25 protein-coding genes and 1 tRNA gene are annotated in these 26,236 nt (G+C 53.9%); 7 read left to right on the plus strand and 19 right to left on the minus strand.

The window, feature by feature from the left end; all coding sequences use genetic code 11:
• The first annotated feature begins 11 nt into the window (after nt 1-11).
• Nucleotides 12-1,091: a peptide chain release factor 1 gene (gene prfA, locus ACZ41M_RS07345; RefSeq protein ID WP_464731783.1), complete on the plus strand. Its 1,080-nt coding sequence runs from the start codon at nt 12-14 to the stop codon at nt 1,089-1,091.
• Nucleotides 1,092-1,167: 76 nt separating this feature from the next.
• On the opposite strand, the gene ACZ41M_RS07350 is transcribed toward prfA, so the two are convergent.
• The 7 genes from ACZ41M_RS07350 to ACZ41M_RS07380 all read right to left on the minus strand — a co-directional run bounded on the left by ACZ41M_RS07350 (nt 1,168) and on the right by ACZ41M_RS07380 (nt 8,348).
• Nucleotides 1,168-1,683 (minus strand): C40 family peptidase, encoded by a 516-nt coding sequence (locus ACZ41M_RS07350; protein ID WP_464731782.1) that lies wholly within the window; start codon nt 1,681-1,683, stop codon nt 1,168-1,170.
• A gap of 341 nt (nt 1,684-2,024) precedes the next feature.
• The gene (locus tag ACZ41M_RS07355; protein WP_464731781.1) at nt 2,025-2,291 is read right to left on the minus strand and encodes an oxidative damage protection protein; all 267 of its coding nucleotides are present in this window, start codon (nt 2,289-2,291) and stop codon (nt 2,025-2,027) included.
• A gap of 27 nt (nt 2,292-2,318) precedes the next feature.
• On the minus strand, nt 2,319-3,674 hold the full coding sequence (gene argA / locus ACZ41M_RS07360; protein WP_464731780.1) for an amino-acid N-acetyltransferase: 1,356 nt from the start codon (nt 3,672-3,674) through the stop codon (nt 2,319-2,321).
• A gap of 243 nt (nt 3,675-3,917) precedes the next feature.
• Nucleotides 3,918-5,576 carry a DNA repair protein RecN gene (recN, locus tag ACZ41M_RS07365; protein WP_464731779.1) on the minus strand — a complete coding sequence of 553 codons (1,659 nt, stop codon included), beginning with the start codon at nt 5,574-5,576 and terminating at the stop codon, nt 3,918-3,920.
• A gap of 18 nt (nt 5,577-5,594) precedes the next feature.
• On the minus strand, nt 5,595-6,515 hold the full coding sequence (locus ACZ41M_RS07370; protein ID WP_464731778.1) for an NAD(+)/NADH kinase: 921 nt from the start codon (nt 6,513-6,515) through the stop codon (nt 5,595-5,597).
• Between the two features lie 91 nt (nt 6,516-6,606).
• Complete coding sequence (mgrA, locus tag ACZ41M_RS07375) at nt 6,607-7,596, minus strand: L-glyceraldehyde 3-phosphate reductase (protein ID WP_464731777.1); 990 nt, start codon at nt 7,594-7,596, stop codon at nt 6,607-6,609.
• A gap of 68 nt (nt 7,597-7,664) precedes the next feature.
• Entirely contained in the window at nt 7,665-8,348 is a 684-nt protein-coding gene (locus ACZ41M_RS07380) for a Dph6-related ATP pyrophosphatase (RefSeq protein ID WP_464731776.1), read from the minus strand.
• Nucleotides 8,349-8,510: 162 nt separating this feature from the next.
• Here ACZ41M_RS07380 and hrcA point away from each other — a divergent pair, with 162 nt between their 5' ends.
• Genes hrcA through ACZ41M_RS07395 form a run of 3 tightly spaced genes read left to right on the plus strand, consistent with a single transcriptional unit; the run spans nt 8,511 to nt 11,898 of the window.
• The gene (gene hrcA, locus ACZ41M_RS07385) at nt 8,511-9,533 is read left to right on the plus strand and encodes a heat-inducible transcriptional repressor HrcA (RefSeq protein WP_464731775.1); all 1,023 of its coding nucleotides are present in this window, start codon (nt 8,511-8,513) and stop codon (nt 9,531-9,533) included.
• 35 nt (nt 9,534-9,568) lie between these two features.
• On the plus strand, nt 9,569-10,603 hold the full coding sequence (hemH, locus tag ACZ41M_RS07390) for a ferrochelatase (RefSeq protein ID WP_464731774.1): 1,035 nt from the start codon (nt 9,569-9,571) through the stop codon (nt 10,601-10,603).
• Between the two features lie 44 nt (nt 10,604-10,647).
• Complete coding sequence (locus tag ACZ41M_RS07395) at nt 10,648-11,898, plus strand: multidrug effflux MFS transporter (protein WP_464731773.1); 1,251 nt, start codon at nt 10,648-10,650, stop codon at nt 11,896-11,898.
• A 50-nt stretch (nt 11,899-11,948) separates the two neighbouring features.
• Here ACZ41M_RS07395 and rapZ read toward each other — a convergent pair whose 3' ends face one another.
• From rapZ to ACZ41M_RS07410, 3 genes are read right to left on the minus strand one after another with little or no spacing between them, the layout of a single operon-like run.
• Nucleotides 11,949-12,836 carry an RNase adapter RapZ gene (gene rapZ, locus ACZ41M_RS07400; protein ID WP_464731772.1) on the minus strand — a complete coding sequence of 296 codons (888 nt, stop codon included), beginning with the start codon at nt 12,834-12,836 and terminating at the stop codon, nt 11,949-11,951.
• Between the two features lie 30 nt (nt 12,837-12,866).
• A complete protein-coding gene (hprK, locus tag ACZ41M_RS07405; protein ID WP_464731771.1) occupies nt 12,867-13,832 on the minus strand; it encodes an HPr(Ser) kinase/phosphatase in 966 nt (321 codons plus the stop codon).
• Between the two features lie 30 nt (nt 13,833-13,862).
• A complete protein-coding gene (locus ACZ41M_RS07410) occupies nt 13,863-14,336 on the minus strand; it encodes a PTS sugar transporter subunit IIA (RefSeq protein ID WP_464731770.1) in 474 nt (157 codons plus the stop codon).
• A 307-nt stretch (nt 14,337-14,643) separates the two neighbouring features.
• On the opposite strand from ACZ41M_RS07410, the gene ACZ41M_RS07415 reads away from it, so the two are divergent.
• Nucleotides 14,644-15,315: an IS1595 family transposase gene (locus ACZ41M_RS07415; protein ID WP_464729991.1), complete on the plus strand. Its 672-nt coding sequence runs from the start codon at nt 14,644-14,646 to the stop codon at nt 15,313-15,315.
• A 27-nt stretch (nt 15,316-15,342) separates the two neighbouring features.
• Here ACZ41M_RS07415 and rplI read toward each other — a convergent pair whose 3' ends face one another.
• The 6 genes from rplI to trhP all read right to left on the minus strand — a co-directional run bounded on the left by rplI (nt 15,343) and on the right by trhP (nt 18,503).
• The gene (rplI, locus tag ACZ41M_RS07420) at nt 15,343-15,795 is read right to left on the minus strand and encodes a 50S ribosomal protein L9 (protein WP_464731769.1); all 453 of its coding nucleotides are present in this window, start codon (nt 15,793-15,795) and stop codon (nt 15,343-15,345) included.
• A 32-nt stretch (nt 15,796-15,827) separates the two neighbouring features.
• Nucleotides 15,828-16,103: a 30S ribosomal protein S18 gene (gene rpsR / locus ACZ41M_RS07425; protein WP_464731768.1), complete on the minus strand. Its 276-nt coding sequence runs from the start codon at nt 16,101-16,103 to the stop codon at nt 15,828-15,830.
• 28 nt (nt 16,104-16,131) lie between these two features.
• Nucleotides 16,132-16,443, minus strand: coding sequence for a primosomal replication protein N (gene priB / locus ACZ41M_RS07430; RefSeq protein WP_464731767.1), 312 nt, complete (start codon nt 16,441-16,443; stop codon nt 16,132-16,134).
• 13 nt (nt 16,444-16,456) lie between these two features.
• A complete protein-coding gene (gene rpsF, locus ACZ41M_RS07435; protein ID WP_464731766.1) occupies nt 16,457-16,837 on the minus strand; it encodes a 30S ribosomal protein S6 in 381 nt (126 codons plus the stop codon).
• 98 nt (nt 16,838-16,935) lie between these two features.
• Nucleotides 16,936-17,029 (minus strand) — tRNA-Ser (locus tag ACZ41M_RS07440).
• Nucleotides 17,030-17,165: 136 nt separating this feature from the next.
• On the minus strand, nt 17,166-18,503 hold the full coding sequence (gene trhP, locus ACZ41M_RS07445; RefSeq protein ID WP_464731765.1) for a prephenate-dependent tRNA uridine(34) hydroxylase TrhP: 1,338 nt from the start codon (nt 18,501-18,503) through the stop codon (nt 17,166-17,168).
• A 197-nt stretch (nt 18,504-18,700) separates the two neighbouring features.
• Between trhP and ACZ41M_RS07450 the strand changes: the two genes are divergently transcribed.
• Nucleotides 18,701-20,143, plus strand: coding sequence for a dihydrolipoyl dehydrogenase (locus tag ACZ41M_RS07450; RefSeq protein ID WP_464731764.1), 1,443 nt, complete (start codon nt 18,701-18,703; stop codon nt 20,141-20,143).
• 255 nt (nt 20,144-20,398) lie between these two features.
• Here ACZ41M_RS07450 and ACZ41M_RS07455 read toward each other — a convergent pair whose 3' ends face one another.
• From ACZ41M_RS07455 to sbcB, 3 genes are all read right to left on the minus strand, one after another.
• Complete coding sequence (locus ACZ41M_RS07455; RefSeq protein WP_464731763.1) at nt 20,399-21,901, minus strand: CoA-acylating methylmalonate-semialdehyde dehydrogenase; 1,503 nt, start codon at nt 21,899-21,901, stop codon at nt 20,399-20,401.
• Nucleotides 21,902-22,007: 106 nt separating this feature from the next.
• Nucleotides 22,008-22,883, minus strand: a complete 876-nt coding sequence (gene prmB / locus ACZ41M_RS07460) for a 50S ribosomal protein L3 N(5)-glutamine methyltransferase (RefSeq protein WP_464731762.1) — start codon at nt 22,881-22,883, stop codon at nt 22,008-22,010.
• 16 nt (nt 22,884-22,899) lie between these two features.
• Nucleotides 22,900-24,393, minus strand: coding sequence for an exodeoxyribonuclease I (sbcB, locus tag ACZ41M_RS07465; RefSeq protein ID WP_464731761.1), 1,494 nt, complete (start codon nt 24,391-24,393; stop codon nt 22,900-22,902).
• A gap of 154 nt (nt 24,394-24,547) precedes the next feature.
• On the opposite strand from sbcB, the gene rsmB reads away from it, so the two are divergent.
• A complete protein-coding gene (rsmB, locus tag ACZ41M_RS07470; RefSeq protein ID WP_464731760.1) occupies nt 24,548-26,185 on the plus strand; it encodes a 16S rRNA (cytosine(967)-C(5))-methyltransferase RsmB in 1,638 nt (545 codons plus the stop codon).
• Nucleotides 26,186-26,236 lie beyond the last annotated feature (51 nt).

Consider the following 26,236-nt stretch of genomic DNA (forward strand, 5'->3'; position numbering starts at 1 on the left):
TTCAGACGCTTATGAAACCCTCCATGCGCGACAAGCTCAATCAACTGATTGATCGCCACCTCGAAATCAACCAATTGTTGCAATCACCCGACGTCACCGACGACATCGACAACTACCGCAAACTCACGCGCGAGCTATCCGAAATCACGCCCGTGGTCGAAACCTTTCAACAATACACACAAACCGAAGCCGACATCATCAGTGCCGAAGAGATGCTCGCCGATCCCGAGATGAAAGCCTTTGCCAATGAAGAGATTCAAAACGGCAAAGAGCGTCTGGAACAATTGCAAGTGCAATTGCGCACCATGCTGATCCCCAAAGACGAAAACGACACGCGCAACGTCATGCTCGAAATTCGCGCCGGAACGGGCGGCGAAGAATCCGCACTGTTCGCAAGCGACCTGCTGCGCATGTACAGCCGCTACGCCGAGCGACGTGGCTGGCGCGTCGAACTGATGAGCGAATCACCGTCCGATTTGGGCGGCTACCGCGAAGTCATCGTCGAGCTGTCCGGCACCGACGTATACGCCACCATGAAATTCGAGTCCGGCGGCCACCGCGTTCAGCGCGTCCCCGAGACCGAAACGCAAGGCCGCATTCACACCTCCGCCTGTACCGTCGCAGTCATGCCCGAAGCGGCCGAAGTCGGCGAAGTCGAACTCAATCCGGCGGATTTGCGCATTGACACCTTCCGCGCGTCCGGCGCAGGCGGTCAACACATCAACAAAACCGACTCCGCCGTGCGTATCACCCACATCCCGACCGGCACTGTGGTCGAATGCCAAGACGACCGCAGCCAACACCGCAACAAAGAAAAAGCCATGAGAGTCTTGGTGACGCGCATTCGCGACGCACAGGTTCAGGCGCAGCACGCCGAGCAGGCCGCCACGCGCAAATCGCTGGTCGGCTCGGGCGATCGCTCAGAGCGCATCCGCACCTACAATTTTCCGCAAGGACGCATCACCGACCACCGCGTCAATCTGACGTGGTACAAAATCGATGCGATGATGGAAGGCGACTTGGACGATATGTTCAACGCTTTGGCCGCAGAATATCAGGCCGAACAGTTGACCGCATTGGGCGAGGATTGAGCAGGATTCATTCGGTCGCTCATCAAACAAAAAACCCGACGCGACGTCGGGTTTTTATTGATACTGCAAACGGGTATTACATACCCTTAGGCATATTGTCATAGAACGCCGACTTGCTGGCCGGAGCGCTCACACGACGCACACCCGTGAATTTGGTTTTCCAGTAGCCGGATTCCAAAGTGTCAAAACGCACACGCGAGCGCGAATTCGGCGCATGAACAAACATACCATTACCGACATAAATACCCACATGCGAATTGCTAAAGCCACGGGTATTGAAAAACACCATGTCGCCCGGACGCACTTCCGAGGTCGCAACGCGCTCACCCATTTGCGCTTGCTGCGCCGCCGTACGTGGCAAATTTACACCGACTGAAGATTTGTATACGTATTGAACATAACCGCTGCAATCCAGACCGGTTTCAGGGTTGGTACCGCCAAAACGGTATTTCACACCAATCAATTGCATGGCTTTGCCAAGTAATTTTTGTGCAAAACCATCATCAGCAGCCATTGCCGACGTGCTGCCCAAGCTCAAACTCAGAGCCGTTGCCACGACCGCAGCCGCTTTCATCCATTGTTTTAAAATCATTTGTTCTTCCTACGGCCACTGTTGCACCACGACGCGACAGAAAAAGTGTTTCGCGCCAACACACAGCAGCTTTGTTGTTCGATACGAACCACCAACCTCCCAATCGGCTTCGTTCGCTCCATCAACCTCTAAAAATTACGCCAAAATCATAGACTTAGCAAATTAACTGGGCATTTTACTCCCCCAAAAGAGGGTTGTCAAACCGAAGGCCGATTTAATTGCCTCTTTTGCATGAAAGTTTGGTTGCAAAACCGAGCATAATCATCAAAACAATCGGCTCACCCGATGCCGGATGAGCCGATAATTTTTGATTAAAATCAAAAAGTTGCGTAAAAATCAGATTACTGCGGCACATAACCGGCGGCAGCGTCCGCGCCATCACCAAAGAAAAAAGCTTCGCATTGTTTGAGCAGATACTGACGTGCGCGCGGATCGAGCATCGACAGGCGGTTTTCATTGATCAGCATGGTTTGGTGTTTGAGCCATTGCTGCCAACCTTCTTTGGAAATATTCTCAAAAATCTTTTGTCCCAATGCGCCCGGCACCGGTGGAAAATCCAGCCCTTCGGCCTCAGTACCCAAACGCAAACATTGAACCATGCGAGCCATAGTCACTCCCCTTTATTTTGAAATGGATTAAATTTTCTTCACAAAAATTTGTGAACGACGTTGCCAATTATAAATCTTCTGCCGATTATCGGGCAAATCATTGACCGTACCGGGCACAAATCCGTGCTTGAGGAACCAATGCGCGGTACGCGTGGTCAGCACGAACAATGCTTTCATACCCTCGCGACGCGCACGCGCCTCAATGTGTTCGAGCATCCGCTCGCCAAAACCCATGCCTTGCATCGACGGATCGACCGAGAAACAGGCCATTTCACCCATTTGTTCTTCTTTGAACGGATACAGCGCGGCACAGCCGAAAATCACATTATCGTACTCAAGTACGCTGAAAAATGGTAATTCGGCCTCTAATTTTTCGCGCCCGCGCGGAACCAGCGTCCCATCCTGCTCCAACGGAGCGATCAATTGCAAAATCCCGCCCAAATCATCGACCGTGGCCACACGCAGACTTTCCAAACTGTTCTGCGTGACCATACAGCCAACGCCATCGTGTTGGAACAATTCGAGCAACACACCGCCATCGAGCTTGGCCGGTACGATGTGCGCGCGCGGTACGCCCGCGTTGACCGCATCGCACACCGCCGCCAGCGTCTGGCGCAGGAAGCTGCCCACCGGCAAGGTTTCTTCCAGAGCCTCGGCCTGACGCACGTCCAAGGTTTGAATCTGTTCGCCGTGCTCATCCAGTACATCCTCGTGCGAGAGAATGATCAGTTTGTCGGCATGAATCTGACTGGCGACCGCTGAGGCCAACTCCGGCGTGGAGAGGTTAAACACCTCGCCCGTCGGTGAGAAGCCCAAAGGTGAGAGCAACACCACCTGATCGGCCTTGAGTTGCGCCTCGATCGCTTCGCGGTTGACCTTGCGCACCACGCCCGCGTGTTGGTAATCCACGCCATCCAGTACGCCAACCGGTTTCGCGGTGATGAAGTTGCCCGACACCACATGGATGGATGAGCCGGCCATCGGCGTATTCGGCAGCCCTTGGCTAAACGCCGCCTCGACCGACAGACGCACCGCACCGCAGGCCTCTTTGACCGCCTCCAGCGTATCGGCACTGGTGACGCGAATGCCGTTGACGAATTCGGATGGAATCTGGCGCAGCATCAATTGTTTTTCAATCTGCGGGCGGGCGCCCGGAATCAGCACAATGCGCATACCCATCGCAATCAGCAGGCTGACATCGAACACCAAATCCTGCAAATCGCCGTTGTCAATCAATTCACCGCCAAAAGCAATGACAAAGGTTTTGTTGTGAAAGGTATGTACATACGGCGCGACATCGCGCAGCCACTGCACGAACTGATGCGGCAGTACCGTTCGCATTTCTGCCACGGTAGTTTCAGTAGCGGGGGTGATCGGGGTCATGGGCATATCTATCGAATGAGCGGTAACAATTCAGCAGGCAAAACGAGTGCAAATGAGTGCATTGAGCACTGCCGCGCGGCCATCAGGTATCAAAGCAAATATAAAAATGGATTGAGGGCGAAGACTTTGTATTGTAAAACAAAGCGTTTTAAAAAGTGGATATTTTCCGACCGATCGCATCTATCTTTCGGCGAATGATCTATCTCCGCGTAGAACAGCAGTCCAACAAACAACGCCTGCGCCTTAGCCCAAACGCGCGCCGAGCATTTCCTGTGCGTGCTCACGCGTGGCGCTGGTGATGGTCACACCGCCCAACATACGGGCGATTTCGTCGATGCGCTGCGTCTCATCCAGCACATCGATGGTCGAATACGTCGCACCGTTCGCCGTGGCTTTCGAGACGCGCCAGTGGTGCGTCCCCTGCGCCGCCACCTGTGGTAAATGCGTCACACACAGCACTTGGCGACTGGCGCCAATTTGTGCGAGCAGTTTGCCCACGACCTCGGCGACTGCGCCGCCAATACCCGAATCCACTTCGTCAAAAATCAGCGTCGGCACCGGATTGACCGCGCTGGTGATCACCGACAAAGCCAAACTGATGCGTGCCAATTCGCCACCGGAGGCGACTTTGTGTAAAGCTTGCAGCGCCACGCCCGCGTGACCGGCCACTTGAAATTCAATCGCGTCCATGCCGAACGCCGATGGCGCTGCGTCGCTGATCGCGATATCAAAGCGCCCGCCGGTCATGTTCAGCGTCTGCATGCTCGCGGTTACGGCTTTGGCCAATTGTTTCGCGGCTTTTTGCCGCGCTTGGCGCAATTTGAGGGCATGTTGCTCAAACGCGGCGTAGGCATTTTGCTCGGCCAATTGCAGCGCGTCCAAATCCATGCCGTGTTGCAATTGCGCCAGTTGACTTTGCAAATCGTGCCAATGCGCGTGTAAATCCTCCGGCTCCACCCGCAATTTGCGCGCCTGCTCGTGCCACGCGCTCATGCGACGGTCGATTTCGTCCCAACGCGACTCGTCTAAATCGGCGCGCTGGCTGTAGTGATTAAGTGCATGACCGGCCTCTTGAATCTGAATCAAAGCCGAATCCAACAATTCAAGCGTTTCGTTCAGCCGTTCATCCAGTCGCGCCAACGCCGATACCGCATTCATCTGCTCGCGTACTTGGTCAGCCAGCGCGCGGTCATCCTCCACCAAAGCGTGCGCCGCCGCCGAACTGCCTTGGATCAAGGTGCTGGCATGTGCCAAGCGCGAATGCTCGGCGGACAGCGTTTCCCACTCGTCCGCCTGCGGCGCGAGCGTGTTCAGTCCATCCAATTGCCAGTTGAGCGCGTCGATGCGCTCACCCATGTGGGCGCTGTCCTGCTCGGCTTGCACACGCGCTTTTTGTACGTGTTGCCAGTGTTGGTAGGCGGCGCGCACGGCGACACGCAGCTCGCCCAGTTGCGCGTGGTTGTCCAGTAAATCGCGTTGTGACACGGGTTTGAGCAGTAATTGATGCGCGTGCTGGCCGTGAATGTGTACCAGTTGCTCACCCAAATCGCGCAATTGCGTCAGGGTCACACTCACACCGTTGACAAACGCGCGGCTCTTGCCCTGGGTGTCAATCGTGCGACGAATCAAGAGTGTATCCGCTTCATCCCCACTCAATTCCTGCTCGTCCAGCCACGCGGCGACTTCCTTTGAAATGCTCAATTCGGCGGTGATGTCGGCCTTGTCGGCGCCCTGCGCGACCAAACTTGCATCGGCGCGCTCGCCCAACAGCAAGCCAATCGCGTCAAGCAAAATCGATTTGCCCGCGCCCGTCTCGCCCGTGAGTACGGTAAAGCCCGACTCGATGTCCAAATCGAGGGCTTTCACAATGACGAAATGACGCAGACTGAGACGCACCAGCATGGTTAGCTCACTATTGAATTACAGAGGACGCGACGGATTGAGCTGCCAATTGAGTTTTTGGCGCAAAGTCGCAAAGTAGTTGTACGACAGCGGATGCCAGAACACCGCCTGATGCGGCGCGAGGCGGATGTGCAGTTGATCGCCCTGCACCGCGTAGGAAAACACTTGGGTATCGCAGTGAATCGCCGCTTCGCGTTTGGATGTAATTTCAAGCTGAATCCGACACGAATTCGGCAGAACAATCGGGCGATTGGACAAAGACTGCGGCGCCACCGGCGCAAGCGTGATTCCCGCCAACTGCGGGTGCAAAATCGGGCCGTTGGCTGCCAGCGAATACGCGGTCGAACCGGTCGGCGTGGCGATGATCAGCGAATCGGCGCGCTGGCGGTACATGAACTGCTCATTCACATTCACGTTCAGCTCCAGCATCCCTTCGACACTGCGCCGCGCCACCACCACGTCATTGAGCGCGGTTCCGGTGAACAGCACTTCATTCTCACGCACGACTTTGACCTGCAACATATCGCGCGCTTCCACCTCAAAACGCTTGTCTACGAGGATTTCGCGCAAAGCATTCGGCGCATCGGCCAGTGCAATATCGGTAATGAAGCCCAAATGCCCCTGATTCACGCCGATCAACGGCAAACCATACGGCGCGACCTCGCGCGCCACGCCCAGCATCGTACCGTCGCCACCGACCGAAATCAGCACATCAGCGGTCTGCGCGATCTGATCAAGCTCCACTCGCGGGTAATCGGTGAGCTGGAAATAATCATGCGTGCGCGCCTCAATCACCGCCTGCTTGCCCAAATCCGCAATGATGCGCAACACCTGCAACAGCGGCTCGGGCGAAGTGTCCGGCGCAAGCCGACCCACCACGGCGACCGTGCGAACGTCTAAATCATAGGAGCAATGGGGAAGGGTGCGGTTTGAATTCATGCGCGCATTGTAAAGCATTGCGTCAGTCGAAACAATCTGAACGCGGTACGACGTCGCGCAAAGCCAACTCAATGCAACCCAACGCGCTCATTTACGCCAAAATCGCCTCAATCGCACTCAACTCATCCGCCGCGAAGTCCAAACGCTGCAAGCACGCCAGCGAATCACGCAACTGCTCCGCACTGCTCGCGCCAACCAACACCGAAGTGATGCGCGGGTCTTTGAGCAGCCACGCCAGCGCCATTTGCGCCAGACTTTGACCGCGCGCCTGCGCCAACTCATTCAGCGCCCGAATCTGCGCCAATCGCGCCTCGGTAATTTGATCGCTTGTCAGAAAACCATGCGCCTTACCCGCACGCGAATCGGTCGGAATGCCGTGCAAATAGCGATTGCTCAACATCCCCTGCGCCAACGGCGAAAATGGAATGCAGCCAACGCCTTTATCCGCCAGCACATTGAGCAAACCCTCCTCCACCCAACGGTCCAACATCGAATAACGCGGCTGATGAATCAGACACGGCGTGCCCAATTCGCGCAGCATGTCGATCGCCTGCGCAGCCAACGGCGCAGGATAATTCGACAAACCGACGTACAACGCCTTACCCTGCCGCACCATCAAATCCAGCGTACTCATGGTTTCGTACAGCGGCGTGTCGGGATCGGGGCGATGATGGTAAAAAATATCCACATAATCCAGCCCCATGCGTTTCAAACTCTGATCCAAACTGGCGACCAAATACTTTTTCGAGCCAAAATCCCCATACGGTCCATCCCACATGGTGTAACCGGCTTTGGACGAAATAATCAATTCATCCCGATACGGGCGAAAATCGCGTTTGAGGATGGCGCCGAAGTTCTCCTCCGCCGAGCCGGGCGGCGGCCCGTAATTATTCGCCAGATCAAAATGCGTCACACCGCAGTCAAACGCCGTGCGCAGGGTCTGCCGATAATGCTCAAAGCTGTCCACGCCGCCAAAGTTGTGCCATAACCCCAAGGAAATCGCAGGCAGCTTCAACCCGCTGCGACCGCAACGGCGGTATTGCATGTCCTGATAACGATGTGCTTGTGCCTGATAGTTCATTGATATGCTCCCAATAAATGAAGTGATTAACAAATGCTCTCACCTCTTGGTGAGAGACTGAAATACAGTCACAGTAATAAATCCGTAAACACAAAACCGTCGCGCGCCACCGTTTCGCCCAGCGTAAAATCCACCGCCTGCGCAAACATGGGCCCGTCAAAAGCAAAGCTGTGAAATTCGCCGTTTTCACCGCACGGATCAACATCTGCGGGCAAGTCGCGCAACAGCGTTGCATCGAATATACGCCCCGCAAAGTCTTTGGACAATTGTTTCGGGTCAACACAGGTCAGCACCGATCGCAAACCCGCCACCACCATCGTTTGTGACAGTTCACGCGTATCCGAACCCCAGAGCGGGAAAATCGGGCTGATGCCCGTACCCTGCAAGCGCTCCTCTCGGTAGCGGCGCACGTCTTCGAGAAACAAGTCACCAAAGGCGAAATGCGTCACGCCCGCCGCCCGCGCCTGAGTGACGAATTCGCTCATGACTTGCGCGTATTGCTCGTTACTGCACGGATAGGGAATGTAGATGATCTGCAACGGCAAACCCAAACGGTCGGCCTGCCGTTGCAGCAGCTTGACGCGCACGCCGTGCATGGCGACGCGATTGAACGCTTGGTTCACTGTGCAAAACAGCCCCGCCAGTTCGATCTGCGGGTCTTGACGCAAGGTGTGCAGCGCCCACGCGCTGTCTTTGCCACTGCTCCATGACAGTAGGGTTTTGTGTTTGCTTTCGTTGATTGCATTGTGCATCGCTGTCCTTTGGGCGCAGTGTTTGGTTGCACTGTGTTTGGTTGCGCCGTATTTTGTATTGATAACATCGGCTCACACTATCACTGCGTGCGCGGTATTGTCAATCACACATCCCGCCAGTTTGTTACAATACGTCATACTTTTTTATGCACTTGATTTGACATGAGCTTAGACGAACGCGCCAGTCGGCTGCTAACCACTTTGGTACATCAGTACATCGCACAGGGCACGCCTGTGGGATCGCAGATGCTCACGCACAGCGCGGGGCTGGCGCTCTCGCCCGCAACCGTGCGCAATGTGATGGCCGAGCTGGAGCATCTGGGATTTATCACCAGCCCACACACTTCGGCCGGACGCATTCCGACACCGGCGGGCTATCGTTTTTTTGTGGACAGCATGATGACGGCAGGGCAATTTGCCGCCGAGGACACCGCTGAGTTCGCCACGCCGGAATTTTCCGCCGACACGCCAACGCGCATGGCGAACCAAGCGGCGCAAACATTATCGCAGTTATCGCAATTTGCGGGCATCATTGCCACGCCGAAACGCTCGCAGGTATTCGGCCACATTGATTTTCTGCAACTCTCGCCCAACCGCATCCTCGTGGTGATGGTCACGCCGGAGGGCGATATTCAAAACCGCTTGTTGCAGTTGAGCCAGAGCTTCACGCCCAGCCAATTGGTCAGCGCGGCGAACTATCTGAACAGCCACTACACCGGTAAAACCTTTGAGCAGATTCGCCTCGAACTCACGCACGAATTGCACCACCTGCAACGTGACGTGTCGTTTTTGATGCAGCAGGCACTCGCACAGTCCGAAAGCAGCGCCCACGACGACGAAACGCTGATCGTCAAAGGCGAGCGGCATTTGCTCGACGTGTCTGAGTTCACCAACAATATGGAACGGCTGCGCATGACCTTTGACCTGTTTGATGAGAAAACACGCTTGTTGCAGCTGCTCGAACACACGCGCACCGCAGGCGGCGTTCAGGTATTTATCGGCGGCGAATCTGAGGTTTTGCCGTTTGATGGCGTGTCGCTGATCTCCGCGCCGTACACGGTCAACAACCAAGTGATCGGCACGCTCGGCGTGATCGGTCCGTCGCGCATGGCGTACGAAAAAGTGATTCCGCTGGTTGATGTGACCGCCAAATTACTCTCGCGTGCGATGCAAAATTTCAATTGATTGAATTCATTTAAACCCAAAATACAAAGCTTTTCATGTCCTCACGCATAACCCAAGCCATTTTATTGATCAATTTAGGTTCACCCGATGCACCGACTGCGCCTGCGATTGCGCGCTATTTGGCGGAATTTCTCGGTGATCGCCGCGTGGTCGATATCCCCAAATGGCTGTGGTATCCGATTTTGCACGGCATCATTTTACGTCGCCGTCCGGCGCGGCTCGTACCGCTGTATGAGATGATTTGGAACCACGACGTCGCGCCCGAAAATGGCGCACCGCTCAAGGCCATCACGCAGGCGCAGGCGAGCGCCTTGCAGCAGCATTTGGACGCGCATCACGGCGCGCAGGCATTCAAAGTATATTGGGCCATGCGCTACCAAAATCCCGCCATCGGCGCGGTACTGCAACGCATCGCTGATGAAGGCATACAGGAAGTCATCGTCCTGCCGCTGTATCCGCAGTACTCGATGACCACCACCGAAACGGTGTTTGACGAAATAGATCGGCAGATTCGCGCGCGTGGCTTGACGCTCCAACAACGGCGCATCACCGAGTACCCCACGCATCCGCAGTACATTCAGGCTTTGGTTCAGTCGATTCAGGCATATTGGCAAACGCACGGGACGCCGGATTTTGCTGCCGGTGACCGAGTTTTACTCAGTTTTCACGGTTTGCCTGAGCGCAATGTCCGCCTCGGCGACCCGTATCAGGCGCAGTGCAATGCCACGCACCGAGCGCTGACCGAAGCCCTACGCGATGCACTCGGCGTACCGCCCTCTGCGGTGCATATTGCCTATCAATCGCGCTTTGGCGCGCAAAAGTGGATCCAACCGTATGCGATGGAGGCGCTGACGCAGTTGGCACAATCGGGCGCACGTCGCGTGGACGTGCTGTGTCCGGGTTTTTCCGCCGACTGTTTGGAAACATTGGAAGAGGTCGCGCATCAGCTCAAAGCGGTGTTTTTAGAAGCGAGCGGCGCACAGTACCACTACATCCCGTGTTTGAACACGGACAGCGCGCACATCGAAATGATGGCACAATTGACGCAAGCAACCTCATCGACCCCATAGATTGAATCAGATCTCAGCTAAAGAACAACAATAGAAAGTTTCCCTTGCCGTTTAAAACCTATCCGAACGAACACATCGGCCGCCTCGAATTCATCATCCTAATTGCATTGATGATGGCGATTGGCGCTCTGTCGATTGACACCATGCTGCCTGCGTTTCCGCGCATGACCCATGATTTTGGCCTGCAGGCCGAACAAGCCAACCATATTCAATGGGTGGTCTACGCCTATATGATCGGCTTTTCTTTTGCTCAGTTGATTTACGGTGCGCTCGGTGATTATTTCGGTCGTCGACCGATAGTCCTGCTCGGCTTGAGCATTTTTGCGCTGGCTTCGATCGGCGCCGCGCTTTCGCCCAGTTTTTACTTCCTGCTCGCCATGCGTGTCCTGCAAGGGATCGGGCTGGCCGCGATGCGCGTGCTCACCGCCGCGATGGTGCGCGACCGCTTTTCGGGACACGCGATGTCGCAGGTGATGTCGATGATTATGATGGTGTTCATCATCGTGCCGATTATCGCGCCGAGCTTGGGGCAATTGCTGTTGTTTCGCTTTGAGTGGCACAGTATTTTTTGGGGCTTGCTGTTGTATGCCGTGCTTTTGGGCGCGTGGTTTACCTCGCGCATGCCGGAAACGCTGGATCCGAATTTTCGCCGTCCGATCTCACTCGCCAGCATGTGGGACAGTCTCAAACAATGCGTTCACAATCGTTCGACCTTGGGCTATGCGACCGCGGTCGGTCTGATGCAGGGTGTGCTGATGGCCTACATCGGCTCGTCCGAGCAGATTTTTCAGCGCGATGTGTACCAGCTCGGCGAGCACTTTCCGCTGATGTTTGGCGCGATTGCCATGTCGATGGGCTTGGCGGCGTTCACCAACTCGCGCTTGGTCGCGCGCTTTGGCATGCGACGCATGGCGCACAGCGCGCTGTGGCTGTTTTTAACGCTCACCAGCGTTTTGACGGTGTGTGCGTGGGCTTTCAACGGTCATCCGCCGATTGCTCTGTTTGCCCCCTTATTGGCGGCGTGTTTGTTCTGCTTTAGCATCATGATGCCGAATTTCAACACGATTTCGCTGGAGCCGATGCGTGCGATTGCTGGCTCCGCATCATCATGGACCGGTTTTTACACCAGCTTGATCGGTGCGATTTTGGGCAGTTTGATCGGGCAGGCGTTTAACGGCACGGTGCTGCCGTTAGCGCTTGGTTACTGGCTCATCGGCCTGCTGGTGTTGGCCACGGTATTTTGGACGGAACGACGCTTGCCACTGCATTTGGGTTCGGACGACGCGCATCACTGATGTGCGCATCGCACTCTATAAAAAAATCGCTCCTTTAAGGGAGCAATTTTTTAATGTGCATCTATAGTTTTCATGGTTCGATGGCGCACCAATACTTGATTTTCGTGTAAAAAACCGTTTGCAACCATGCGCTGCGCCAAAGTCTGCGCAATATACACCGAACGATGTTGTCCGCCGGTACAGCCGATGGCGATGGTAACGTAGCTGCGGTCATCCTGTTCAAATTTCGGCAACCAGCGTTGCAAAAATTGCTCAATGTCCCCAATCAGTAATTCGGTATCTGACTGCGCTTGCAAAAACGCCTGTACCGGCGCATCCAAACCGGTCAACGGCCGCAAATTCACATCATAAAACGGATTGGATAAAACCCGCGCATCAAACACAAAGTCGGCATCCAGCGGGACACCATGTTTGAAGCCGAACGACTGAAACAGCACGGTCAATCGGTCATTTGGCAAGCTCAACACCTCGTGGATGTACTGTTGCAGTTGCTTGGCTTTCAACTGACTGGTGTCAATCACCACCGATACCTCAATCAACGGCATCAGGCGCGTGCGCTCCAGATCAATGCTGTCCTTGAGCGACTGATCGGCGCCATCAGCGGACGCTGCCAAGCGTGATAAAGGATGACGTCGACGCGTTTCGGAATATCGCTTAACCAAAGCGCTGTTATTGGCGGTCAAAAATAGGCTGTGTACCGCCTGACCTTGCGCGCGCATGGCCACAATCTGATCACGCAGTTTTTCAAAATCCGCAGACGAGCGCGCATCAATGCTGATCGCCAAGCGCGGATACGTCGCGCGATTCATTTCTGCAACCAAGGATTCCAACAAATTGGCTGGCAAATTGTCGACGCAGTAGTAGCCCATGTCCTCCAAATGCCGCAAGGCCACGCTTTTGCCTGATCCGGATAAACCGGTGATGAGTACCAAATTCATAATCAATACGCGCTTTTTGCCCGATAAAATTTAAATTTCGCCCTGTATATTGTGGCTGGATCGATCCACACGCGTCTCATCCATCGCCTGTCGTTGGCGCATCATGAATTCTTGCAAAGTGTTAATCCCGCGCAATTTGAGCACCGTATCGCGCACAGCCGCCTCGACCAAAACCGCCAAGTTACGCCCTGCCGCGACCGGCAACACCACTTTGTGAATATCCACCCCCAAAATGTTTTCGGTCAAATGCTGCATCGGCAAGCGCTCGTATTTCGTATCCATCTCGTTGCGCTTAATCAGTTGGGTAATCAGACGCAATTTGATTTTGCGGCGCACCGCCGTTTCACCAAAAATCGTTTTGATATCCAGCAAGCCAATGCCGCGCACTTCCAACAGATTTTGCAATAACGGCGGGCAACGACCTTCGATAAAATCCGGCGCGACACGCGCGAAATCCACCTGATCATCGGCCACCAAACCATGTCCGCGCGAAATCAACTCCAACGCCAATTCGGATTTACCCAACCCCGATTCGCCCGAGATCAGTACACCCACGCCCAACACGTCCATCAGCACACCGTGGCGCGAGCAGCGCTCGGCAAACAGGCGGTTAAAGTACACGCGCAAATATTCAATCACCCGCGCAGACGTTTCTGCCGAGCAAAACAGCGGAATCACATGCTCTTCACACCATTGAACCAAAAAATTCGGCGGTTCTACGCCATCGGCCATGATTAAGGCTGGCGGCTCGCCGTGGTGCAAAAAGTCGTTGAGGTATTCGAGCCTGCGGGTTTCACTCAGCCGGTCAAAAAAATCACTCTCCGCTTGCCCGATCACCTGAATGCGCGAAGCGTGAATCAAGTTCAAATGCCCGACCAGCTCTGCCGATCCGGCGTGCGAATCGGACAAAATACGAAATGCGCCATCCAATCCCGCACGCCACTTGAGTCCAAGCGGCGCTGAAACATCGTTGTATAAAGTAGCGATTGATTGCATGGCAAATCCTGTCTGCGAAATCAGGAGCGCTTACGCCAAACTGCGACGAGCCGGTTCCCAAGTTTGTACCCGTTGCAGCACCTCACCGGCAGACTCTGCCGCCATCAAGGTCTCGCGGTTATTTTTATCACTCAGAAACTCGGCCAACTCCGACAGAATCTCCAAGTGCTGCTGCGTGGCCTGCTCAGGCACCAGCAAAAACACCATCAGGCTCACCGGCTGCGCATCAGGCGCATCAAACGCCACCGGCGTATTCACACTCACCACGGCGGCCACAGCTTCTTTCAAGCCCTTGATCCGTCCATGCGGAATCGCCACACCCTTGCCCAGCGCGGTCGAACCCAGACGCTCACGCGCCAACAGGCTGTCAAACACTTTCGAGCGCTCCACGCCCTGATTGTTTTCAAACAAAATGGAGGCGTATTCAAACACGCGCTTTTTGCTGGACGCATCGACGTTTAGCTCGATGTTTTGAGTCGGTAAAAGCTTGGCAAGTAAATTCATAAATCTGCCTTTAATTGAGTAAATATTAAGCTGATGTAGAAGGTGCATTATAGCCATGCACCGCCATAAACACAATGAAAAGCCCTTGTGCTTTGCGCGACGATTTTCCGAATCAATACAATCCGCCCAAACGCCCGTCACAAGCGCCATCAAACCTCAGTGAGCAACCACAATCACCCAAAACAAAACCCCGCTGTTATGACAACAACGGGGTTTTAACAACAGGGTGCGCTCTTGCGCAGTTCATAAATGGATAGGGTCTTAGGAAGCAAACGCATTAAAATAAGCGCTAAGCTCTTGAGACCAAATGAAAAACAAGTACTTCAACCATTCAAAAATTAGCGAAGCAAAGTTTCGTCAGATTTTAAGGTATTTTGCTCTAGATTTGACAGCAACCGAATGTGCCGCATTAAGCGGTATATCCGTCCGTTCAATCAACAGCATATACCTCAAGATTCGTCGTCGCTTGGCGATTGTTTGCCAGCAAGCCTCACCGCTTAAAGGCGAATTAGAAGCCGACGAATCTTACTTTGGTCCGCATCGAGTACGTGGTAAACGCGGACGAGGTGCTTCAGGTAAAACCATCGTGTTTGGCTTGCTCAAACGCGATGGAAACATCTACACTGAGATTGTGCCGAATGCTTCAAAAGCCAGTCTGCAAGCTATTATCCGTGGAAAAGCAGATATTAATAGTATCATTCACACCGATGGCTGGCGTGGTTATGATGGCTTGGTGGATATCGGCTTTGATAAACACTTTCGGGTCAATCACGGTGCAGATGAGTTTGTGAATGGTTCTAATCATGTAAATGGGATAGAATCATTCTGGAGTTATGCCAAACGTCGTTTGATGCAGTTTAACGGCGTTCCGAAAAACACTTTTTTACTACACTTGAAGGAAACTGAATTTAGGTTTAATCACCGTAAGACTGATTTATATAAAGTCATTCTTAAATTACTTCGTGATCAACCTTTGTAGCATTCTGCTTCCTAAGACCCATGGATATTAAGCCAATTCAGGAACAACGTTCAAAGCGATGGTTGCGTTCACATCGGTAAACAAAGCCACAGCCACTGAGTATGCGCCGACGGCTTTCACATTGCCTTCGATCACGCGAACTTGTGATTTAGTCACTTCAAAGCCTTTGGCTTTCAATGCTTCAGCGATATCCGCATTGGTGATCGAGCCGAACAAACGACCATCTACGCCCGCTTTAGAAGCGATCTCAATGCTCTCGCCTTCCAATTTTTCAGCAACTGCTTGCGCCGCCACCAATTTTTCGGCTTGAACTTTTTCCAGCTCTGCACGACGCGCTTCAAACTCAGCCATCGCTGTTTTGGTCGCACGACGCGCTTTACCTTGAGGAATCAAATAGTTACGCGCGTAACCGTCTTTGACTTTGACCACGTCGCCCAATTGGCCAACGTTCAATACTTTTTCCAATAAAATAATTTGCATGATTTATCCTTTCGTTATCCAATACGCGAGCATTATTTGTGGTTGTCGCAGTATGGCAACAGAGCCAAGAAACGCGCACGTTTGATGGCAGTGTTCAACTGACGTTGATAAATCGCGCGAGTACCGGTCAAGCGCGCCGGAATGATTTTGCCGTTTTCAGCGATAAAATCTTTTAATGTATCAACATCTTTGTAGTCGATTTGTTCAACACCGGCAACGGTGAAACGGCATACGCGTTTGCGTTTGAACAATGGGTTTTGTTGTTGACGGCGTTCTGGACGACCGTTTTTGCTACGTGGAGCTGCCATGATGCATTTCCTTTTTCAAAAATTTCAATTAATCAATCACCGGGCTGATGTGCGTGATGTGCAACCGTAATTTGACACTTTTTAAGCTTTTGCGGTTTAAAAATCCTTGTACCTTGTAGTATGCACCCACCGTACAAGCATCCACCGCCACCGCCGCATCCCCCATTGCCACAGCGGCAATTTCAAACTGGGTTTGGCGCGGGCTTCCGACTTCTGTTTGCATCGAATCGTGCGTTAACACCAACTCGACAATCGGACAACCGGCTAAATTTTTGCGCATCGGTGTTTTGTCCACCAAACACGCTTCTAATGTCAATCGATTTACGTGCGACGCGCTCATCAGCCGTCACATATTACTGAGCAGATTCTTCGGCTGAAGCAACTGGTTTGTCAGCAGACTTTTCAGCGGCTTTCTCAGTTGACTTGAGCATCACAGACGCGCCAGTTTCGGCTTTGTCCAACTTAACAGTCAAATGACGCAAGATCGCATCATTAAAGCGCAAGTTGTGCTCCAACTCATCCAATGTCTCTTGCGAGCATTCGATGTTCCAGCACAGGTAATGTGCTTTGGCCAATTTTTGAATCGGGTAAGCCAATTGACGGCGACCCCAGTCTTCAAAGCGATCCACTTTGCCGCCTGCCGCAGTGATTTGAGTCGTGTAACGCTCCATCATCGCAGGGACTTGCTCGCTTTGGTCAGGATGTACGATCAGTACAATTTCATAATGACGCATAGATTCTCCTTGTGGATAAAAACCCTCCGACGCGTCGTTGCCGGTAGGGTAAGAAAGAAAACGGTGATTGCCAAACAGCAATCACCGCAATCGCTAACTGGCGGAGACGGAGGGATTCGAACCCTCGATACAGGTTTAAGCCCATATGCTTCCTTAGCAGGGAAGTGCCTTCGACCTCTCGGCCACGTCTCCTAATCTCACACTGGTTTGACCCTGAGTGCAAAATAGACCGTAATTATAGTTAAAAACCATCGCTCAAGTCAATTAAATCCGAATGATCTTGAGCAATGTTGGTATTTGGCAATGTTTGAGTGTCTGTTTATGGCCATTACAGAATCACGGTCAACAGCGCTTTGTCTTTGCCTTGCATATTCGGAATCGCGACAATGTGTCCGCCTCCGGCGGCTTCCTGTACCGCAATGCCTTCTTTGCGCATTTCGCCCAAGGTCACGATTTGATTGCCCGACGGATGGATGATTTCGAGCGTATCGCCCACGCGGAATTTATTTTTCACGTCAATGGTTGCCCAGCCATCGGCGTCTACGCTCATGACATCGCCGACGTATTGGCTGGTTTTCGCGCTGGAATAGCCGCTAACGTAGTTTTGCATCTCGTGCGATTGGTGACGCTCAAGGAAACCATCGGTGTAGCCGCGATTGGCCAGCCCTTCGAGTTCCGCGTATAGCTCGGGGTTGAACGGACGACCGGCGAGCGCATCGTCAATCGCGCGACGGTAGGTCTGCGCCGTGCGTGCGACGTAGTACAAAGATTTGGTGCGGCCTTCGATTTTGAGCGAATCCACGCCGATCTTGATCAATTTTTCGACGTGTTGTACCGCGCGCAAATCTTTTGAGTTCATGATGTAGGTACCGTGTTCGTCCTCCATAATCGGCATCATTTCGCCGACGCGCGTGGCCTCTTCGATCAGATAGACTTTATTGGCGAGCGGATGGCGTTTGATTTCGGTGGAGGAGAAGCTGTCATTGGCTTCATCCCACGCTTGTTGCACGTCAAAATTGATTTTCTGCACATCGCCCGCGTCGGTGTCGGCGGTGTCGTGCATTTTGTAGTCCCAGCGACATGAATTGGTGCAGGTGCCTTGATTCGGGTCGCGGTGGTTGAAGTAACCGGATAGCAGGCAACGCCCTGAATAGGCAATGCACAGTGCGCCGTGCACAAACACTTCCAGCTCCATATCGGGGCATTCTTGGCGAATTTCGGCGATTTCATCGATCGACAATTCGCGCGACAAAATGATGCGCGACACGCCCATTTTTTGCCAAAATTTCACGGCCGCGTAATTGACCGTATTGGCCTGAACGGACAGGTGAATCGCCTGCTCCGGCCACTTTTCGCGCACCATCATGATCAAACCCGGATCGGCCATAATCAACGCGTCGGGCTTCATGGCGATCACCGGCTCAATGTCGGCCATATAGGTTTTGATTTTGCTGTTGTGCGGCAGCAGATTGGAAGCGACGTAGAATTTTTTGCCGCGTGCGTGCGCCTCAGCGATACCCGTTTTCAGTGCATCGAGCTTGAATTCATTGTTGCGCGCGCGCAGCGAATAGCGTGGTTGCCCCGCATATACGGCGTCGGCGCCAAAATCATAGGCGGCACGCATCTTGTCCAGCGTACCCGCTGGAAGTAATAGTTCGGTTTTCATGTCATCGTCCTTAGCAAGAGGAAGGCCGGGTTAATTCCCTGTTGAGCCTGTTTCAAATGAGGCGGGCATTTTAGCACACATGGCCGGATGCTTATTGCGGGCATTTGATGCGCTTGACTCCACATTCCCTCTTGACAAGGTCTGTATGATGAAACCAACTAAACACGATTGATATCAATAAAAATGAGGGAGTTCGTATGAAAACAATCCATGCAGAAGTGGTGATTTTAGGTGGCGGAACGGCGGGAATGGGCGCGTATCGCGCCGCACGCGCCCATACAGAGAATGTGTATTTAATTGAAAACCACGCCTTTGGCACGACTTGCGCGCGCGTCGGCTGTATGCCGTCAAAACTACTGATTGCTGCGGCTGAAGCCGCGCATCAGGCGCAGCACACCGCACCGTTTGGCGTACATATTGAGGGTGCGGTTCGCATTGACGGTACAGAAGTCATGAGCCGTGTGAAATCCGAGCGCGACCGCTTTGTCGGTTTTGTCGTGAGCGATGTTGAGGAATGGCCGGCGGACAAACGCATCATGGGGACTGCCCAATTCATTGACGCGCACACCATCCAAGTGGACGAACACACGCGCATCCACGCCAAGCGCATCGTGATCGCTACCGGTTCACGCCCGCACATCCTGCCCGAATGGCAGGCGCTGGGCGACAAATTGATTGTCAACGACGATGTCTTTGACTGGAACACTTTGCCCAAACGGGTAGCGGTGTTTGGACAAGGCATCATCGGCTTGGAACTGGGGCAAGCACTCGCGCGACTGGGTGTACAGGTGGATATTTTTGGTCGCAGCGGCAATTTGGGCGGCATCACCGATCCCGTGGTATTGGCCGAAGCCAAAACCATTTTTCACGAAGAATTGAACCTGCATTTGAACACGAAAACCCATGTAGATTTGGACGAACAGGGGCAAGTGGTGGTGCAGTTCGAGGAGAATGATCAAAGTCACCAAATCACGGCGGATTACCTACTGGCCGCGACAGGACGCACGCCGAACACGGACAACATCGGTCTGGAACATTTAAACATTGAAATGGAGCGTGGCGTACCCAAAGCCGATCCGTTGACCATGCAAACCAGCATCCCGCACATTTTTATCGCCGGTGACGCCTCTAATCAATTGCCCCTGCTGCACGAAGCGAGCGACCAAGCGCGCATCGCCGGTCATAATGCGGGCGGCTTTCCTAACATAGAGCCGGGCTTGCGCCGCAGCCCGATCGCCGTGGTGTTCAGCGATCCGCAAATTGCCGTGGTCGGCACGCGTTTTGCGCAACTGGCAGCACAATTTGACCTCCCGAATGAAGTTCTGATCGGCGAGGTATCCTTCCGCAACCAAGGGCGCAGCCGCGTGATGTTGAAAAACAAAGGCCACCTCCGCGTGTATGCCCAGCAAGGCACAGGTTTATTTTTAGGAGCGGAAATGGTCGGCCCTGCGGCGGAACACATCGCGCACCTGCTCGCATGGGCGCATCAGCAAAAAATGACCATCCAGCACATGCTCGACATGCCGTTTTACCATCCGGTGATCGAGGAAGGTCTGCGCACCGCCCTGCGTGACGCGCACAAGCAGCTCAAATTAATCACATCAGCGGACGAAGCACGCGAGCATTGCCCGGGCGAATAATGCTCAGTGACTCCTGAGCGCACGATCAAGCATAAAAACCCGCTCATCTGAGATGAGCGGGCGAGTTCATTCAAACCGATTTAAGAAAACGCGGAATAAAATGTTTTTCAGCTCAAGAATTGATATAGGTAAGCACAGCTGACAGCATCCGCAATTTTAATATTTTGATTTTGTTCAAATTTTGTCAGGGTTTCCCTGACAAAATTTCCAATGCTAAGCACGGAAAAAGTAGGGTTTTACTTTTTCCGTAGTGCCTTAACTGGTGGTCGGCATGATAAAGGCATTGCCTTTTTGCGTCGTGCTGGACCAGCGTTGCGATACCGCCTTGACCTTGGTATAAAAACGCACGCCTTCCGTGCCGTACACATGATGGTCACCAAACAAACTGCGTTTCCAGCCGCCAAAGCTGTGGAACGCGAGCGGTACCGGAATCGGCACATTCACGCCCACCATGCCCACTTGCACGCCATCAACGAACGCACGCGCCACCGCACCATCGGCGGTGTAAATACTCGTGCCGTTGCCGTATTCATGATCATTGATCAATTTCAATGCCGAGGCGAAATCCGGTTCGCGCACCACGCACAGCACCGGGCCGAAAATTTCTTCTTTGTAAATCGTCATCTCCGGCGTGACGTGGTCAAACAGCGTACCGCCCAGGAAATACCCCGCCTCATTCACAATCGGATGCGCACGACCATCGACCACCAGCGTCGCGCCCTCTTTCTCGCCCTGCTCGATGTAACCCGCGACTTTCGCTTTATGCGCCGCTGTGATCAACGGCCCCATGTCTTTACCGGTGTCTTTGTTATCCGCGCTGATGCCATTGCCAATATTTAAGGTGCGCGCACGTTCGGCCAAGCGATTGACCAACTCATCGGCCACATCACCCACCACCACCGCAACCGAAATCGCCATGCAGCGTTCGCCCGCCGAGCCATACGCCGCGCCGGTCAAGGCATCGGTCACCGCATCCATATCCGCGTCCGGCATGACGATCATGTGGTTTTTCGCACCGCCCAGCGCCTGCACACGTTTGCCGTGCGAAGCCGCCGTTTCATAAATGTACTGCGCAATCGGCGTGGAACCGACGAAGCTCACAGCCGCCACATCCGGATGCGTGAGCAAGGTATCGACCGCAACTTTATCGCCGTTGACCACGTTAAACACACCATCAGGCAAGCCGGCTTGCTTGAGCAAATCAGCCAAAAACAAACTCGCCGACGGATCGCGCTCGGACGGTTTCAGCACAAAAGTGTTGCCACAGGCAATCGCCATCGGGAACATCCACATCGGCACCATCGCCGGGAAGTTAAACGGTGTAATCCCCGCGCACACGCCCAGCGGCTGGCGGAAGCTGTACAGATCAAAATCCGCCGCGACTTGGCTGTTGTACTCGCCTTTCATCAATTGCGGAATGCCGGTGGCGAACTCGACCACCTCAATGCCGCGCTGAACCTCGCCCATCGCATCGGAGAATACTTTCCCATGCTCGCGTGTAATCAATGCGGCCAATTTTTCCGCGTTTTGATTGAGCAATTCGTAAAACTTAAACATCACGCGCGCGCGTTTGAGCACCGATTGGTGCGACCAGCTCGGGAACGCCGCTTTTGCCGCCGCAACCGCCGCGTTTACATCAGCCACATCGGCCAACGCCACCTGAGCGGTGACTTCGCCCGTCGCGGGATTGAATACGTCTTGGGTGCGTGAATTTGGGGAGCGGACTGTTTGCCCGTTGATGTAATGCGAAATTGTCATAAAACTTCCACTCATGTTATTTGGTTAATAATGGCCTAATTATGCTGAATTTTATGCAATATCAATAGAGCCATTTTCTGTGTCGTAGTCACAACAACTCAGCCAATCACGATATTTTGTGTAAATCGTTGTACGTCAGCAAAAACACCCCGTCCTCCGAACCGCTGATATCGAGCCACGTCAGCGGGAGATGTGAAAATGCGCGCATGGCGTGTTCGTACTCGTTGCCGATTTCCACCACCAAAATACCGTTGGGTTTGAGGTAATTTTTCGCCTGCGCCACAATCGTGCGCACCAAATCCATGCCGTCTTCACCACCGGCCAGCGCGATGTGTGGCTCGGCACGGTATTCGTCGGGCAAGGCCGCCATACTTTTGCTGTTCACATACGGCGGGTTGGAAAAAATGATGTCGTACTGTTTCCCTGACGGAATCGCTTGGTACAAATCCGATTCGATCAGTTGTACCCGATCCGTCAGTTTGTACTGCGCGACATTCTGCCGCGCGACCGCCAACGCGTCGGCGGAGATATCCACCGCATCGACCTGCGCATCGGCAAACACATCCGCCGCCATGATCGCCAAACAGCCCGAACCGGTGCATAGCTCCAGAATATCGGTGACCGCATCGGGATCCACCCACGGTACAAATTCATCCAGAATCACTTCGGCAATGAAGCTGCGCGGCACAATCACGCGCTCATCGACATAAAATTTGTAGCCGTATAAATACGCTTCATGCGTCAGATATGCCAGCGGTACTTTGCTCTGACAGCGCATCGCGACCAAGCTTTCCAAACGCGTTTGCGCATCCATCGGATATTCTGTGTGCCAATCCGGCTCTAAATCAACTGGCAAACCGGCACAAAACTGCGCCGCATACACCGCTTCATCGTAGGCATTGCTCATGCCATGACCGTGATACAAATCGGCTTGGGTCAACTGTTGTTCAGCCTGCAAGACCACTTGTTCAAAGGTTGCCATCCCTGCTCCTCATTGATTATTCCAGCCCGTCGGCCAAGCTTTGTCCGTATTCATATACGGTTTGCAGCAGCGCTAATTGATCGGGCTGATCGCTGTACTGTTGCCCCAATTCATTCAACTGCGCCAGCCACACATCCATCTGCCCATCACCGATCAGGCGCTGCGCGCGCCAGTCGTGCCAACGCGCCTGCTCATCCGCCGAGAGTGTGTGCGGGAAGTGCCGCGCGCGGTACAACCACCACAATTCGACCAAACGCGCGTCTTTGAAATTCGGCTGCTTGCCATTCGGCTGCATGTCTCGTGGCTGACGCTGCGCATCCATCGCCTGCTCCGCAGCGCGATAATCGCTGTCCGGTACAAAACCGCCGCCGTACAGCATTTCCTCGGCGCTGCGCCCCGCGTCGTCATACTCACGCTCAAACACCGCCGCCCAGTCGATTTTTTGCAGCGCGGCAAAATGCCGAACCGCGTTCGACTCGTGCTGCTCCACCGCTTCCCAATCCACGCCACAAGCGGCCGACTGCGTGTCGTTCAAGGTCTTTAACTGCGCAATCACGACGGGTGATTTATTGATGTGAATCGTTTTGATCGGTAAACGCGTCAAGCCGCGCTCGCCCAACTCCGCCGCAGACGTGAACAGGCGCTCGCGAATCTGTGCCACCGACAAGCCCAGCAACAGCGCCGGATCGGCGGCCAAATCCCAAACAATCAACTCGTTTTTATTGGTCGGATGCGGCGCAAGCGGATACACCACCGCAAGGTAGCGCCGTTCCGCACCAAACATTCCCGAAACATGCAAAAACGGCTTCGGTGATTTTTTTAAGTCAAACGGCCAGCCGATTTCGTCCTGCACCGCCTTTTTTTGCCGCAATTTCAGCGCAAATTCAAACAGACGCGGTTGCGTGTTTCTTAACAATCGCGCAAACGCAATCGTCGCACGCACATCCGAGAGCGCATCGTGCGCACTCTCATGCGCGAGGCCATTGGCCGCGGTCAAATGCTCCAAACGCAAACTGGTTTTCCCCGTTTCCGCATCGGTCGGCCAAACAATCCCCTCGGGGCGCAAGGCATACGCGCAGCGCACCACATCAATCAAATCCCAGCGGCTACAACCGTTTTCAAACTCGCGTTTATACGGCGGGAACAAATTGCGCCACAGCATAAAACGCGTCACTTCATCATCAAAACGAATCGTGTTATAACCCACGCCGATGGTATCCGGCGCAGCCAACTCACGCACAATCGTCTGCGCAAACTGCGGCTCCGGCACGCCACGCTCATTGCACAACTGCGGCGTGATGCCGGTAATCAGTGTCGATTCGGGCGAGGGCAAATAATCCGTCGGCAACTGGCAATACAGCATCAGCGGCTCGCCAATTTCATTCAAATCCATATCGGTGCGCACGCCCGCGAACTGCGCAGGGCGGTCTTTGGCAGGCGACAGGCCGAAGGTTTCGTAGTCGTGCCAGAAAAAAGTAGAGGAGGTTGAGGTATTCGTATCGGTTTTCATGCGCGCATTTTAGCCCAAACTGTGCGGCGCCATCCGTGGATTCAGCCGATTCCGTGGAATATCCACCCAACAATACATCCCTGACAAGCAACCGCGTGATTTATAATGGGGTTTTGAACAGCAAAATACCTTGCCAACCACTCAATAGGCCAACATGAACACCGAATCCAAACGCAGCACCCTCAGTCTGAAAGACAAACCTGCCACAAAATCAACCGAGGGTAAAGCCAAAAAACCGCTGCGCAGCGGTGCGAAATACGCACCCAAAAAGCCGAATGCGCCTCGCACAAATCATGCCGCAGGCGCAACAGCTCCGACCGGCGCGCGCGGAAAACCACAGAACAGAACATACGATAAACCTCGCAATTCTGCTGCGACTACTGCGGCGCGAGCTCACACCAGAACCCCCAACACAACCCATGCGGAGAAACCCGCGGACAGCGCCCGCTTGGACATTGACAAGCTGCACGTCTACCGCCTGCCGCCGAGCGGATTGGCCTATCAGATTTCATGGGCGGCGCATTTGCTGGTCGCGGTGGGAGAAGGCTATTCCCTGCAACAACTGTTTGCCCAGATTCGCATGGATGAGCAGGCACGCCCGAACGTACAACGCCTGACCTTTGACGCACTGCGTCACTGGGGCACGACGCAGTTTTGGCTCAAAAACCACATTGCCACCCCGCCTGCCGAATGGATTCAGGCCGTGCTCTGTGTCGCGCTGACGCAACTGTTGTTGCAAGAAGAAAACGAATTCACGCTGGTCAACGAAGCCGTGTTGGCGATTGACAACAATAAACCCCACGCCAAAGGCATGGTGAACGCGATTTTGCGGCGCTTCCTGCGCGAGCGCGAGGCGTGGCTGGCTCAGGCGCAAGAAAACGAAGTCGCGCGCTACAACCATCCGCAATGGTTGATTGACCTACTCAAAGCGCAGTATCCGAACGATTGGCAAGCGATTTTGCGCATCAACAACAGCCATCCGCCGATGACCTTGCGCGTGAATACGCAACAATACAGCGTGCCGCAGTATCAAGACATGCTCACCGCCGCCGGTCACGGCAGCCAACCGTCGGATTTGTCGCCACAGGCCTTGTTGCTGGATACGCCCTGCGCCGTGACGGCTTTGCCCGAGTTTGCCAAAGGCGCAGTCTCGGTGCAGGATGCGGGTGCGCAATTGAGCGCGCAGTTGATGGATATTCGCGCAGGACAACGCGTGCTGGACGCTTGCGCCGCCCCGGGCGGCAAAACCGCACATTTGTTGGAACAATACAACGACATTGCCTTGACCGCGATTGAAAAAGACCCCGCGCGCGCGCAGCGCATCCATGACAACCTGAATCGTCTGGGTTTATCCGCACAGGTTTTGGTGGTGGATGCAAACAATGTGCATCAGTGGTGGGATGGTCAGCCCTTCGAACGTATTTTGCTCGACGCGCCGTGTTCGGCCAGCGGTATCGTGCGCCGCCACCCCGATATTCGCTGGCTGCGCCAAGCGGATGATTTAGACAGTTTGGCTCAACAACAGAGCGCACTTTTGCGTACAATGTGGAAAGTATTGGCAGTCGGCGGACGTTTGGTGTATTGCACATGCTCCATTTTTCTACCAGAATGTGATGGCATTATTGAGACGTTTATGCAACATACGCCCAACGCACGTCGCGTGTACCCAAGCGTATTGACGCAACTTCAGCAAACCGAACGCATCGGTCAGCTATTGCCCAATACGCAAGCGGCACGCAACCACGATGGATTCTTTTACGCTGTGCTGGAAAAAACCGATACACTTGGATAAAGTACGGCGTATACAATACCGATGAGCGGCAGAATAGCGACTCATCGGAAT

It is taken from the genome of Puribacter membranae, assembly GCF_055380425.1.

Coding starts and splice junctions, on each gene's coding strand:
- prfA (WP_464731783.1), top strand. CDS start 12: ATGAAACCCTCCATGCGCGACAAGCTCAATCAACTGATTGATCGCCAC.
- ACZ41M_RS07350 (WP_464731782.1), bottom strand. CDS start 1,683: ATGATTTTAAAACAATGGATGAAAGCGGCTGCGGTCGTGGCAACGGCT.
- ACZ41M_RS07355 (WP_464731781.1), bottom strand. CDS start 2,291: ATGGCTCGCATGGTTCAATGTTTGCGTTTGGGTACTGAGGCCGAAGGG.
- argA (WP_464731780.1), bottom strand. CDS start 3,674: ATGACCCCGATCACCCCCGCTACTGAAACTACCGTGGCAGAAATGCGA.
- recN (WP_464731779.1), bottom strand. CDS start 5,576: ATGCTGGTGCGTCTCAGTCTGCGTCATTTCGTCATTGTGAAAGCCCTC.
- ACZ41M_RS07370 (WP_464731778.1), bottom strand. CDS start 6,515: ATGAATTCAAACCGCACCCTTCCCCATTGCTCCTATGATTTAGACGTT.
- mgrA (WP_464731777.1), bottom strand. CDS start 7,596: ATGAACTATCAGGCACAAGCACATCGTTATCAGGACATGCAATACCGC.
- ACZ41M_RS07380 (WP_464731776.1), bottom strand. CDS start 8,348: ATGCACAATGCAATCAACGAAAGCAAACACAAAACCCTACTGTCATGG.
- hrcA (WP_464731775.1), top strand. CDS start 8,511: ATGAGCTTAGACGAACGCGCCAGTCGGCTGCTAACCACTTTGGTACAT.
- hemH (WP_464731774.1), top strand. CDS start 9,569: ATGTCCTCACGCATAACCCAAGCCATTTTATTGATCAATTTAGGTTCA.
- rapZ (WP_464731772.1), bottom strand. CDS start 12,836: ATGAATTTGGTACTCATCACCGGTTTATCCGGATCAGGCAAAAGCGTG.
- hprK (WP_464731771.1), bottom strand. CDS start 13,832: ATGCAATCAATCGCTACTTTATACAACGATGTTTCAGCGCCGCTTGGA.
- ACZ41M_RS07410 (WP_464731770.1), bottom strand. CDS start 14,336: ATGAATTTACTTGCCAAGCTTTTACCGACTCAAAACATCGAGCTAAAC.
- ACZ41M_RS07415 (WP_464729991.1), top strand. CDS start 14,644: ATGAAAAACAAGTACTTCAACCATTCAAAAATTAGCGAAGCAAAGTTT.
- rplI (WP_464731769.1), bottom strand. CDS start 15,795: ATGCAAATTATTTTATTGGAAAAAGTATTGAACGTTGGCCAATTGGGC.
- rpsR (WP_464731768.1), bottom strand. CDS start 16,103: ATGGCAGCTCCACGTAGCAAAAACGGTCGTCCAGAACGCCGTCAACAA.
- priB (WP_464731767.1), bottom strand. CDS start 16,443: ATGAGCGCGTCGCACGTAAATCGATTGACATTAGAAGCGTGTTTGGTG.
- rpsF (WP_464731766.1), bottom strand. CDS start 16,837: ATGCGTCATTATGAAATTGTACTGATCGTACATCCTGACCAAAGCGAG.
- trhP (WP_464731765.1), bottom strand. CDS start 18,503: ATGAAAACCGAACTATTACTTCCAGCGGGTACGCTGGACAAGATGCGT.
- ACZ41M_RS07450 (WP_464731764.1), top strand. CDS start 18,701: ATGAAAACAATCCATGCAGAAGTGGTGATTTTAGGTGGCGGAACGGCG.
- ACZ41M_RS07455 (WP_464731763.1), bottom strand. CDS start 21,901: ATGACAATTTCGCATTACATCAACGGGCAAACAGTCCGCTCCCCAAAT.
- prmB (WP_464731762.1), bottom strand. CDS start 22,883: ATGGCAACCTTTGAACAAGTGGTCTTGCAGGCTGAACAACAGTTGACC.
- sbcB (WP_464731761.1), bottom strand. CDS start 24,393: ATGAAAACCGATACGAATACCTCAACCTCCTCTACTTTTTTCTGGCAC.
- rsmB (WP_464731760.1), top strand. CDS start 24,548: ATGAACACCGAATCCAAACGCAGCACCCTCAGTCTGAAAGACAAACCT.